This is a genomic window from Romboutsia hominis, from assembly GCF_900002575.1.
In the GTDB taxonomy this organism is placed as follows: Bacteria; Bacillota; Clostridia; order Peptostreptococcales; family Peptostreptococcaceae; genus Romboutsia_C; species Romboutsia_C hominis.
In genome coordinates this window covers 450,831-464,576 of sequence record NZ_LN650648.1, presented here as the reverse complement: position 1 = coordinate 464,576, position 13,746 = coordinate 450,831, and the positions used below count along the sequence as shown (strand labels likewise).

9 protein-coding genes are annotated in these 13,746 nt (G+C 29.0%); 1 reads left to right on the top strand and 8 read right to left on the bottom strand.

The annotated features are described in order from the left end of the window. Positions 1 to 86 precede the first annotated feature (86 nt). The 4 genes from FRIFI_RS02080 to FRIFI_RS02065 form a co-directional block, all read right to left on the bottom strand. Complete coding sequence (locus FRIFI_RS02080; protein ID WP_166504867.1) at positions 87 to 2,060, bottom strand: YgiQ family radical SAM protein; 1,974 nt, start codon at positions 2,058 to 2,060, stop codon at positions 87 to 89. A 367-nt stretch (positions 2,061 to 2,427) separates the two neighbouring features. After that, entirely contained in the window at positions 2,428 to 4,080 is a 1,653-nt protein-coding gene (locus FRIFI_RS02075; RefSeq protein ID WP_092923180.1) for an amidohydrolase, read from the bottom strand. Between the two features lie 101 nt (positions 4,081 to 4,181). Further along, positions 4,182 to 5,537 (bottom strand): alanine:cation symporter family protein, encoded by a 1,356-nt coding sequence (locus FRIFI_RS02070; protein WP_092923177.1) that lies wholly within the window; start codon positions 5,535 to 5,537, stop codon positions 4,182 to 4,184. A 418-nt stretch (positions 5,538 to 5,955) separates the two neighbouring features. After that, positions 5,956 to 7,458: a helix-turn-helix domain-containing protein gene (locus FRIFI_RS02065; protein ID WP_092923175.1), complete on the bottom strand. Its 1,503-nt coding sequence runs from the start codon at positions 7,456 to 7,458 to the stop codon at positions 5,956 to 5,958. Positions 7,459 to 7,781: 323 nt separating this feature from the next. Between FRIFI_RS02065 and FRIFI_RS02060 the strand changes: the two genes are divergently transcribed. Continuing rightward, positions 7,782 to 9,095, top strand: a complete 1,314-nt coding sequence (locus tag FRIFI_RS02060; protein WP_166504866.1) for a conjugated bile salt MFS transporter — start codon at positions 7,782 to 7,784, stop codon at positions 9,093 to 9,095. Between the two features lie 76 nt (positions 9,096 to 9,171). Here the strand turns inward: FRIFI_RS02060 and FRIFI_RS02055 are convergent, their stop codons facing one another. The 4 genes from FRIFI_RS02055 to sfsA all read right to left on the bottom strand — a co-directional run bounded on the left by FRIFI_RS02055 (position 9,172) and on the right by sfsA (position 13,663). Next, positions 9,172 to 10,308: a hypothetical protein gene (locus FRIFI_RS02055; protein ID WP_166504865.1), complete on the bottom strand. Its 1,137-nt coding sequence runs from the start codon at positions 10,306 to 10,308 to the stop codon at positions 9,172 to 9,174. A 331-nt stretch (positions 10,309 to 10,639) separates the two neighbouring features. Beyond that, positions 10,640 to 11,350, bottom strand: a complete 711-nt coding sequence (locus tag FRIFI_RS02050; protein ID WP_092923166.1) for a phosphatase — start codon at positions 11,348 to 11,350, stop codon at positions 10,640 to 10,642. Positions 11,351 to 11,579: 229 nt separating this feature from the next. Next, positions 11,580 to 12,845, bottom strand: coding sequence for a 30S ribosomal protein S1 (locus tag FRIFI_RS02045; RefSeq protein ID WP_166504864.1), 1,266 nt, complete (start codon positions 12,843 to 12,845; stop codon positions 11,580 to 11,582). A 122-nt stretch (positions 12,846 to 12,967) separates the two neighbouring features. Next, positions 12,968 to 13,663: a DNA/RNA nuclease SfsA gene (sfsA, locus tag FRIFI_RS02040; RefSeq protein WP_166504863.1), complete on the bottom strand. Its 696-nt coding sequence runs from the start codon at positions 13,661 to 13,663 to the stop codon at positions 12,968 to 12,970. Positions 13,664 to 13,746 lie beyond the last annotated feature (83 nt).

Here is a 13,746-nt window from a genome sequence, read left to right as displayed (position 1 = left end):
ATTTCAATAAACTTTTATCATTAATTTATATAAAATACTATAAAGATAATAAAAGGATATGAACTTATGTCATATCCTTTATATATTTATCTTCTTTTCTTTTTCATAGGCTTAGAACTTTTAGAAAACTTTTTACTTGACTGATTATTTCTATCGTTTTTACCTCTAGATTTTGATTCATTATTTCTTGAAGAATTTCTTCCTCTTGAAACCTTATTATTTGAATTTTTAGAATTCATGCTTCTATTTGAATACCCTCTAGCTTCTCTTGGTTTTATTAAACATCTTGGATTAAATCCTATTAAATCTTCTCTTCCAGCTTCAACTAATGCTGCATGCACTAAATCATAGTTTCTTGGAGCACTATATTGAAGTAATGCTCTTTGCATAGCCTTTTCTTGTTTAGACTTAGGAACATATACTGGTTTCATAGTTAACGGATCTATTCCTGTATAGAACATCGTAGTTGATAATGTCCCTGGAGTTGGATAGAAATCTTGTACCTGCTCTGGTTGATATTTAATGTCTCTTAAGTACTCTGCAAGCTCTATAGCTGAATTTAATGTTGAACCTGGATGAGACGACATTAAATAAGGTATAATATATTGTTTTTTGCCAGCTCTTTCACTTAATCTAAAGAATTTTTCTCTAAATTTATCATAAGTATTTCCTGCTGGCTTTTGCATATGTTCTAAAACTTCTTCTGCTATATGCTCTGGAGCAACTTTTAATTGCCCACTAACATGATGTTCAACAAGCTCTTTAAAGAACTTATCGTTTTTATCAGCCATTACATAGTCATATCTTATTCCTGAACGTACGAATACCTTCTTAACCTTAGGTAAATTTCTAACTTTTCTCAATAATTCTAAGAAATCTGTATGGTCAACTTTTAAGTTCTTACATGGATCTGGGTGTAAACATTGTCTATGCTTACACGCCCCTTTAGTTATTTGCTTTTTACATGCTTCATGTCTAAAGTTTGCTGTAGGTCCTCCAACATCATGTATATATCCTTTAAAATCTGGAAGTTCTGTTATATATTTAGCTTCATCTAGTATAGACTCATGGCTTCTACTTTGTACTGCTCTACCTTGATGGAATGTTATCGCACAGAATGAACAGCTTCCAAAGCAACCTCTTGAACTTACTATACCAAATTTAACTTCTTCTATAGCAGGTATCCCACCCATTTCTTTGTATATAGGATGATAATCTTTAGCATAAGGTAGTGCATAAACTTTATCTAGCTCTTCTCTATTTAATGGTGGTTCTGGTTTATTTTGAACTAAGTACTTATCACCATGTCTTTGTATTATAACTTTTCCTCTATATGGATCTTGCTCATCATATTGAATTTTAAATGCTTTTGCATATTCTTCTTTACTTGAACATACATCTTTATATGATGGTATCTCTACATAATCATCATATATTTCTTCTTTACTATCTGCTATATAACAAGTTCCATTTATATGTCTTATATATTTAGGATCAAATCCATAATTTAAAGCATTAGCTACTTCTACTATTTGTCTTTCACTCATACCATAAACTAATAAATCTGCACCACTATCTATTAGTATAGACTTTCTTACTTTATCTCCCCAATAATCATAATGGGCAAATCTTCTTAAACTTGCTTCAAGCCCTCCAATTGCTATGTTAGCATCTTTGTAAGCTTCTCTAATTTTATTACAATAAACTATTACTGCCCTATCAGGTCTAAGTCCCATTTTGCCACCTGGAGAGTACATATCTTTGTCTCTACGCTTTTTACTTACTGAATAGTGATTAACCATCGAGTCCATGTTTCCTGAATTAACTAAGAAACCTAGCCTTGGTTCTCCTAACTTCATAAAATCATCAGTACTTTTCCAATCTGGTTGTGCTATTATTCCTACTTTATACCCTGCATTTTCTAATACTCTAGATATTATAGCTGTACCAAAGCTATGGTGGTCAACATAAGCATCTCCTGTAACTATAACAAAATCTAGTTGTTCCCATCCTCTATCTATCATATCTTGCTTGCATATAGGTAAAAATTTGTTTTCCATTTTATCACCTGCTTAATCTATATTTGTCTATTTTAACATATTAAAAATTCATTTTCTGTCTTTAGGTCTTAAGATTTAATTATATCATTAATTTACTTTATTTTTAATCATTATTTGTTTATTTTTATCAAAATTAAAATAAGTATGGTAATTTTATATAATTTCCTGGAAAATATTTATGCTTACTGTCTCATTTTATATTTTACTACACAAAATAGATACTCTTAATTATTATTAACCACTTAATATAAATATCAAACAAAAGTATTAGTTAAAATGTTTATTTATTAGTTTTTAGGCTATAAAAAATTTTTAATTTGCTTAAAATTTAAAATAGCGATGAGATATCTCATCGCTATTTTTTATATTATGCGTTTTGTAATTCAGCTTCTTTAACAAATATAGTTTTACCTTCTTTTATAGTTTCTAATACTTTTATGTTTTCTATTTCCATAGTATCAACTTCAAGAGGGTTTTTATCTAATATAACTAAGTCAGCTAATTTACCAACTTCTATACTACCTTTTACATCTTCTTCGAAGTATTGATATGCACCATTTATAGTTACAGCTTTTATAGCTTCCATAACTGATATTCTTTGATGCGCTCCTAATACTCTTCCTGATTCTGTAGTTCTATTAACAGCTGTATGCATAGCTATTATTTGGTTTGGCATTTTTACTGGTGGATCTTGGTGTAGCGTAAACTTTATACCCTTCTCTAACGCCCATCCTATTGGAGATATATTTTGAGCTCTTTCTGGTCCAAATACTTGATCATGGTGTAAATCTCCCCAGAATCTTACATGATCATTGAAGAATGTTGGTATTGCACCTATTTCTTTAACATCATCTAATTGGTCTTCTCTTAATGCTTGACAGTGAACCATAACAGGTCTTAAATCTGCTTTACTTCCTGTTATTTCTAAAGCTTTTTTGTAACATCTTAAGAATTGAGCACAAGCCTCATCACCATTTACATGAGTATGAACTTGTACATTTAAGTTTATACAATCAACAAAGTAATTAGTTACAACTTCATCAGTTTGAGTTCCATATCCACAGTAATCAGCTGGTTGACCTTCTGGCACAACGTGATAAGGCTTACTTAACCAAGCAGTAAATCCTTGTGGAGATCCATCTAACCAAGTCTTAGCTCCTGCTAACTTATAATGATTGAAGTATTCTCTCTTTGGAGTTCCTTCATTTTTCATTAAATTCATTGTTGATGGCTGAGTAGCAAGTCCAACTATATCTATCATTAACATATTATTTTGAGCACATGCTCCTAATATATGATTATAATGATTAGCTTCTTCTACTGAAGCATCTTGAGTTGTTGTAATACCTAATGATGCATATATCTTTTGAGCTTTAACAACAGCCTTTAAAACTTCTTCGAATCCTGGAGCTTTTATAACTTTTTTCTTTTCACTATCTAATATAGCATTTTCTTCTAATACTCCATTTGGTTCTTTTGAGTCAGGTGATACAGTTCTTACAACTCCACCTTCTGGAACTATATAGTCATCACCTACATATCCATATAATTCTAATGCTTTAGAGTTTACAGCTGATAAATGCCCTGATGCATGAGAAACAGTTATCGGTACTTCTGTACTTATTTGGTCTAAGTCAAACTTAGTTGGATGTTCTCCACCTTCAAATTTAGTGTTATCATATCCAAATCCTATTAACCAGTTTCCATCTGTTGGAGGATCACTTTCGAAGGCTTCTTTTAGTCTAGATAATAGTTCTTCCTTAGAAGTTACATCTCCTAATGTTACTATCATTAAAGTTTGAGCTACAGCAACTACATGTCCATGAGGATCTATAAACCCTGGAAGAATTGTTTTCCCATCTAGGTCTATTTTTTCAGTAGTTTCATCTGCTAACGCAAGAACTTCTTCATTACTTCCTACTGCTTTTATTTTTCCTTCTTCAACTAATATAGCTTGTGCTATTGATTCATTTTTATCAACAGTTACCACTGTTCCATTGAAGTAAATCTTTTTAGTCATTGTATTTCTCCCTTCACCAGGCAAGTTTTAATGTATATATATAAAGCTACTTACTAATATAGCAAGTAGCTTTTTAGCTTATTTAAATAATTAGTATATCATTAAGCTACTTTGTCTTTTTTAACTGATCCACTTAACTTGTAAGCTTCCCAATGTTTGAATGTAAATATAGCTAGTGCTGTTACGTTTATTCCTGAAAGTACAAATAATAATAAGTCAACAGCTTCAAATACCACGTTAGCTCCAAATACTGCTAAAGTACCAGCAGCTATTATTAATACTAAATATATTGCTATATTTTTGTTAACTGGATTTTGCTTAAATAACTTTGTCATGTAGTAGTAAGATCCAAGTATTGTAGTTAATGCTGATAATACTGTGAATGCTGCTAATACAATTAATCCAAATATACCAACTACATGCTCAGCAGTAGCAAAGTATCCACCTAATCTTGCAACAGTACCTGCTGCATTTCCATTAGCATCAACTAATGCTAAAGTTCCTACCTCAACTCCATAAGAAGCTATATATGAAGTAACAACTATAGAAACGAATACTGTTACAGCTGTTGGTAATAACGATATCATAGCTGCTTCTCTTGGTTGTGAGTCAGATTCTTGAGCAGCCATTGCTAATGCTCCAAGACCAGTTTCTGCTGTTTGTATAACCTTTTGCATACCTAATATAAATCCTAATGGCACACCCATCATTGCATTAACTGGATTCATCATACCTTTTATCATACTTCCAAAGAAAGTAGGTATGTAATCAGAAGTCTTAAGAACAAACATTGTAAAGAATATGAAGTATCCAGCAACTGCTGTTCCTATCATATAAGTCATTGCTCCCATGAATAACTCATGCTTTTTAGATAATACTAATGCAGCAACTACCGCTATTACTGGTATAACTATAAATAAATATCTTTGAACTAATGATAATTCGATTCCAAACTTATCATTTAATACTGTAGCAAAAACTGAATCTATACCACTAAATTGGAATCCACCAAATCCGAATACTGCTAATGCAACGAAACATACAGCATATGTTATTCCTAATTTAGGGCTTATTAGAGTAGATATATACTCCTTTGGAGTTTTCCCCATTATTTTTGAGTTTAATGTTTCAGAATATGAAACAGGAAGCATTATTAATGAACCTATTAACGCCCATATAGCCATAGCTTCTATATTTGCTTGCCCACTTGCTGATAATTTTGATAATGCACCAAGAACACCTATTATTGCTCCTGTACCTATCATTGCCCCTAAAGATATAGAAGCTGGCCCGATTACATTTTTCATTTGTAATTTAGCAGGCTTTGTAGCTTGTTTTTGTATCATGAAGATTGTTCTTATAGCCATTGTAGCGCCAACAACTAATATAAATGGTAAGAATACTGGCCATATAGCTTCAGATACTTTTGTTATTGCAACTTCTAACTGATGTAGCATCTTTTATGTTCTCCTTGTAAATATTTATTTTGATTTTTATTTGTTTTTTGTATATCTCCCCCTTTAAAATATACAAAAAAAATAGGCTTCACATTCATTAAGAAATACAACAATTTATAAAAGTTAATCTTATCCATTGTATTTTTCCATCAAAAAACTGACTATTCTTACGTATTTTATTAATTAAATAATAACGGTATATCTATAGCAGTTTTAAGATTTAAATAAAAATTATAAAACTTTTAAGATTAACTATATAAAATTATTGGATCATTAATGATTTTGTTAGTGCCTATTTACAGTTACTACAATATCAATTTTTTATTATTTAAGTCAATAAATTATTTTGACCCTTATTTTCTTTTTTCAACAAATTCAAATATTTTTGAAATTCGTCAACATAATTTCTAGTAAATTATTAATTAATTTCACCATTTATTATTCTAGTGTAAACTAATGCTTTTGATATTTTTTCTAAAATTTCTTCTTTTTCACTTACTAGCATATTTTCTTTTTCACTCCATACAATATCAAATACTTCATCGCATATTTTTTTGAATTCATTATCTTTAATAATTGCATAATCATTTACCCCATCCATAGGATGTGTTTTTATTAACTTTAGATTCTTAGATAAATACATAGATGGACTTAAACCTGAATCAAATTCTTCTATGGAGCTATTTTCAATAAGTTTAATTTCTATATTTTCATGTTCTTTTATTATTTTTTCTATATTTTTTATATGTCTCTCCATTTGTTCTAAAGTCAATTTTACTGGTTTATTAAAGAATGTTATTTCTCCTGTCGATATATACTTCATTAGTTTTGCTTCATAAATTAATACCTTTATGTTAGATTGATATGTTACATTTTGTAAAAATGCATTTATTTGACGCAACTCTTGCAATAACTCTTTGTCATTTCCAAATACATCTTCTGCAATTTCTATAAATAAATCAGATGGCATAAAGAATTCATTCATAACTCCTAATACCCACTTTAAGTCTTGCCCCATTATATATTGTATATAAGTTTTATTCTTTAATAAATCTAGTGGAGTTTCTTTCTCTACAAGCAATTTACCTTGATTTTTTAATATTTCTTCTAAACTATAATAAACTTCATCTATGATAGCCTTTTCTTTAGACATATTTGTAAATAAGCATTGTCCATTACTTGCAAATATGGCACTATGGAAAATTCTATCCTTTATAACAGCTAAAATGTTACTATTATCTACATTACAGTTATATACTTCAAAATCTAAATTAGGATATGTTGTTATCATGTCAATTATAAGTAGTGTATTTAGTACCTTATCATTTTGATTCCCTTCAAACCCAGTTAATACCCTTGCTTTTACTTCTTTGTCTTTTTGTATGCTATATAACGCTGTTTTCATTTCTGATATAGAAACTTTATCATTTCCATTAAGTCTATATAGGTTTGCAGATAATATTAGATCTAGCTTACTCGATTTACTTATATGAAGTATTGCATCCTTTGCTAAATACTGTTTTCTAAGCCTTGGGTTTATATGCATCATACTATTATAATTATCTTCAGAATGTGTATTCTTATATATATTAGAAGAACTTTTTTGTGCCGTAACCATATATGATTCTTTTAAACTTCTTTCTATATATTGAGCTAATACAGTATCGTCTTTTACTTCTACCTCTATTTCAAAGTAGTGTTTAAGTTCTTGCTTTGATGTAGAATTTAAAGATTTAACTATAAACTCTGATGTAATTTTACATATACTAGATATACTTTTTTGAGTTGGTAGGTTTCTCCCATTAATCCATTTACTTATATAAGATATATCGTATCCTAACTCTTTTGCTAATGTACTCTTTTTTTGATTTGATAAATAAAGTAACTTTTCTAGTAGTTGACCAAATGCAATATTTTTCAACCTATTCACCATCCTTTTTTTCGCTCATTCTTTTATGATTTCTTAATATTATTATATATTTTATTTATTACTATGACTCCATTTTATAGTATATCTGACAATAACATACTAAGTATAAATTAATCAAAGTTGATTTTTAATTGAAGTTGTTGAATATTCTTGAATCAAGTTTCAATTTTGTTCATCAACCTTCCTTTGTTTTTAATATATCACTTATGATATCCTTTTTCTAGGATATATTTCATTTTAACCTTAAATTTTACATTTATATCCATTTTAATGTGTCTATTTACAAAAAACAACAACAAAGGAGAAATCATACAATGAACACTAAAAGTAAAAAATTCGCAACTGGTTGGTTAATAGTAGTTGCATGTATGCTTATACAAGCTATACCATTTGGAGTTGCTGCAAATATCCAACCACAATTTATGGCTTACATCCTATCTCCTGATTCAGGATATGGATTTACACAAGCTGGATTCTCATTAATATTTACATTAGGTACAGTTGTATCTGCTATAGCATCTCCATTTATAGGAGCAATGTTTAATAAAGTTAGTGTTAAAACAATGTACTTAATGGGTTCTATACTTTCAGGTGGAGGATTCTTAGCATTCTCTATGTGTAAAGAATTATGGCAATTTTACCTTGTTGCTGGTATAGTTCAAGTTGGTACAGCTGCTATATCTTCAATCGGGGTTCCGTTATTAATAAATGGATGGTTCGATGAACTATCAAAAGGTAAGGCAATGGGACTTGCTTTCGCTGGAGGATCTATAGGTAATATATTCCTTCAAAGTATGACTGCTTATTCATTAACTAATTTCGGTATATCTAAATCATACTTTATGTTTGGTGCTTTATCATTAATCGTGGGTATACCTATAACTTTATTATTCTTAAGAATGCCAAAGAATGATAGCGAAATAGTTAGAGGTAAGAAAAAAGACAATGGAAAAGAAGAAAAAGAGCAAAGTACTGTTTCAGTTGATTGGGGATACTCTTTAAAAGAAGTTAAAAATGTTAAATTCTTCTGGTTATTTGCTTTAGGATTATTCTTCTTAGGTATGTATGTTTCTGTACTTGCTGTACAATATCCTGCTTACTTAAAGAACTTCTTAAAAGTTGATCCTATGATAGTTGGTATGGTAGGTTCTACATTCGCTATATTCTCTCTTGGAGGAAACTTATTTGGTGGAGTAATATTTGATAAATTAGGTATAACTAAAGGGCTTATGGTTGCCTTTGCATTAGCTGCTACTTCTTGTTTAGCTCTAATGAATGCAGGTTTAATACCTATGTTAGCTCCAATATTTGCGGCTTTAAAAGGATTATCAGTATTCGCTTACATGATGGGACCTTCTTTACTTGCAGGATCATTCTTCGGTAAAAAAGAATTTGGTGCTATACTTGGTGTAGTTCAAATATTCTTCGCAGTAGGATTTGCTGCTGGTTCATCAATATTTGGATTATTAGTTGATAAAATGGGATACAGCGTAGCTTGGATATTCGTTTTAACATTTATAGTTGTATGTTATGTATCTTTAATAACTGCTTCTATAGGTATGTCTAAGTTAAACAAAGAAAGAATAGCTAAATTACAAAAAGATGCTTCTTCTCAAGGAGTTGCTTAATAATAATTAAGGAGTGTATAAAATACACTCCTTTTTAATTTTTATTTTATATTTAATTATGATTTAATGCATATTTTTATGCAGCTTTCCTAATTTCTAAATTTCTTATTTTATATTTTTTCCATTCAAACTCTGTGAACATAGCAAGTGCCATAATATTAATAGATGTTGATATAAATAATAATATCTCTAATAGTAAAAATACTAATTCTACATTAAATACAGATAATGCACCTCCTAATATCAATAAACCTACATAAACAAGATAATTATTTTTAACATTAAAATTGGCTACATTTATAAGTACAAGATACCCTCCTAATAAGGTGGTTAATGCAGATAAAGCTATAAATGTAAATAGTATTAATATCCCAAATTTACCCGTTACACTAATTATAGTATCAAAGTATGACACTAGCTTCTCGTATCCATTAACTGAAAAATTTATTATTCCTTCACTAAGTCCATAAGATGCTATATATGAAGTAACTAATACCGATATAACAATAAGTACTGTTGTTAGTATAGAAGATATTAAAGCAGCTTCCCTTGGTTTAGCATTTGATTTCATAGATGCTAATGCAAGTGTTCCAAGACCTGGTTCTGCTATTTGTATAACTCTCTGAAGTCCAAATATAAGACCTAGTGGTATTCCAAACAACACGGATACAGGATTTTTAAATCCTATAATAATACGCTCTACAAATATAGGTATATACTCTTGTGTTTTATAAAGAAATATGAAAAATGATAATAAATAAGTTGAAAATGATAATATTACCATAGTCACTAAAATTCTTAAAAATATACTCTGTCTGTTTTTAAGTATAATGGTTATTAATATAATTATTACTGGAATAACAATATACATATATCTTTGTAGTTCATTAAATTCTAAACTTACTATTTTATTTATACTAGTAGTTGCTACTGCATCTATCCCACTTAACTGTATTCCCCCTATAGCAAATATATATAATAAAACTAAAGATGCAACATACAATTTTGATGCTTTAGTTGATATAAATGCTTTTATATATTCTTTGGGTTGCATTCTCACAACTTTAGATATTAAAGTTTCACAATATGATATAGGTATTAATATTATCGATCCAAGTAATGCCCATATAGCAATTGATTCAACATATATTTGCCCACTTATAGAAAGCTTACTAAGTCCAGTTAAAAAACCAACGACTGTTCCTGTTCCCATCATAGTCCCCAAGGCTACGGTACTCTGTGGAATTATGTACTTGTAATTTATTTTCCCCTTTGTCGTAATGCGTTGCCTTATGTTAAAAAAAACTTGCAAACATATGTATGTCCCAAGCAAAAGCAAAAAAGGTATAAACATAGGCCAAACAACATTAGATACTACCCTTGCAATATACTCCATGTCAACTCTCTCCTTTAAATTAAAGCATAATAAAAGTAACACTTATCAATAAGTGTTACTCTTATATTATACTATATTTTAAATATAGTTTGTCCTTCTTTTATACTCTTTATTTCCTAAATTTACTTAACTTTAATCTATCATATATTTATAAATTTAAAAACTCTATTATACTTTCTTCACTATAATTTATAACTAACTCTTTAGGAAACTTCACATCATTTATTACCTTTTCAGAATATGGGAATTTACCTACATCATAAGATATATGTGCATCACTTCCAAGTATTACTTTTGCATTGTATTTTTTACAACATTCAAGTAGTGTAGTTACATTATCCCAAGCCCCTTGTCTAAAAGTCGTCGGCTTTAGAGATGAATTATTTATTTCTAATGCTATGTTTCTCTCCTTTGCCTTTTTTACTACTTTTTCATAATTAACTGGATATCTACTATCATCTAAATGTCCTATTATCTTAACTTTTGATTTATCCATTACATTAAGTACAGCTTGTGTATTTTCTTCTACACTTCCAGCATCTATACATGGTGTGTGTAAGCTAGCTATAACATAATCTATATGTGTAAGCATGTCATCATCTACATCTGTATTTCCTTCAAAATCTACAATATTTGCTTCTATTCCTCTAAGTACCTTAAGTCCATTAACTTCTCTTGGTATACAATAAATATTATGGAAGTAATATGGGTGTGGTCCACCTGGCATATTTGGTGCATGTTCTGATAACCCTAAATACTTTAATCCATTATCAATAGCCGATTGTATATTTTCTTGTACTGTACTATATGCATGTCCACTTACTATTGTATGTGTATGTAAATCTATTAATGCTTTCATTTAAATTCTCCCTATAAATTATAATTTTTACTGTGTTATTTTCTTAAATAAAGACCATAATAATATTAATAAAATTAATCCTAATACTACTAAACTCATTATTCCCAAAAAATCAAATACTATAAATAACATCGTTTCAAACTTAGAACTACTCGGTGTAAATATTATATCCCCCTAATAATATACAGTTAAAGCCATATTGTTTCACAACATGGCTCTTCATATAATGTTATTTTTGTAAATTTTTAAATTTATCTTTAAATAATTCGCCTAATGAACCTAATGATTCTTCAACTTCTAAAAATTCTGAGTAATCTTCTTCTGGTTCTTTATTAGCTTCTTTTATAGATAATATCATTTTTCTATTCTTTGGCTTAAATTCTATAACCATAGCGCTAACTTCATCGCCAACATTTACTACATTATTAACTCTCATAACTCTTTCTTCACTTAATTCAGATATTGGTAAGAATGCCTCTACACCTTCTCTTATCTTAACAATAGCGCCTTTTTCTATAGTTCTAACTACAGTTCCAGTTATTATATCATCTAATTGCACTTCTTGCTTTATTAATTCCCATGGATCATTGTTTATATCTTTTAACGCTAATGCAAACTTTTTGTTTTCTTTATCTATATCTAATACATAAACTTGTACTTCTTGTCCTTCTTGAATTACATCTTCTACAGACTCTACTCTTTCCCAAGATAAATTGTTTTGGTGAAGTAAACCTTCTATTCCACCGATATCAACGAAAGCTCCATAAGGCATCATTTTAACAACTTTACCGTCTCTTTTTTGTCCAACTTCTAAAGATTCAAATAAAGCTTCTTTATCCGCTTTAACTTTTGCTATATGAGCTTCTCTTTCAGCTTTAATTCTAGCTCTTTCAGCTTCTTTTTCCGCCTTTATTCTTGCTCTTCTTTCTTCTCTTTCTTTATCAATTCTTTCTTGTAATACTTCTCTATGACTAGCTACTAATCTATTTTTCTTTAAATCTAGCTCTTTTATATATACTTCTAAATTACGTCCAACATACTCTTTTGTATCATTTACAAACTTAGTATCTAATTGAGATATTGGTATAAATAACGTTTGCGTTTTATAAGTAGCAAATACTCCTCTTTCTATGTTTTTATTTACATTAACAGTTATTATTCTATGTTCATTATGTATTTTTTCTAATTCTTTTATATCTGCTTCTTTATCTAATCTTAATTTTGATAATTGTATCGTTCCATCTTTATGGTTAACCTTTGTTATAACAGCACTTATTTCATCTCCTACATTATATACATCACTAGTATATTTTCCTTTAGGAAGATTTAATTCGTTTGTAGGTATTATCCCATCAAATCCAAAGTTAAGTTCTAAGCTAACACCGTCATTACTTACCTTAGATATTTTACCGTTTATAGTTTCCCCAACTTTTATGTTGTTTAGTTCTTTTTCTTGTTGTTCTAAAAGTTCTTGCATTGATAAATTATTCGTCATAGTTATAAACTTCCTTTCATAATAAATATCATATACAAATATTATACCATTAATATTTCAAATACTTATATTTTTCTTACAACATTTTAAAGTTATATGCTAAATTTTAAAAATATGTTATTTTATAAAATAACTTCTACAGCTTCTTTTATGACTATACTTTCTTTATCTACATTACAATCATAGGATACTATATTTACACCTTTTTCTCTTGCTCTTTTTAATGCTTCCCATAATTCAAAGTGCATTTTTTTATTAGGAGTAAAATATTTTACATTATCCATCTGAACTAAAAAAAATATATAGCACTCATATCCATCATCTTTTGCTTTTATTAATTCATTTATATGTTTTACTCCTCTTTCAGTTTTTGCGTCGGGAAACATCACCACACTATTCTCTTCTAGTGTTACTCCCTTTATCTCTATAAACACCTTTTTATTTTTAGTTTCTAAATATATATCAAATCTTGAATCATGGTATTTCTGTTCAGGCTTAATATAGGTTATTTCTTCATTAAGGCCAGGAAGTTGTATTAAACCCTTCTCTAATGCTTCATATACTACTTTATTTGGTATCTGAGAATCCATATTTATTAGACGTTTTCCTTTTTCAACTGAAACTAGTGAATATTTTGTCTTTCTATTTGGATTATCACTTTCTTCTAAATATACAGTACAACCTTCTATTAATAACTCTTTACATCTCCCTGTATTTTTAACATGTACTTTTTCTACTTTTCCATCTATATCACAATAAGCTATAAATCTATTTGGCCTTTCTATAAATTTTCCCTTTACGATTTTATTATACTTCATATATCTCTCCTTAATGAAAATTCAATTTTATTACAATAATTATTTACAATAAAAAATCTCTTATAAATATATATATCCATAAG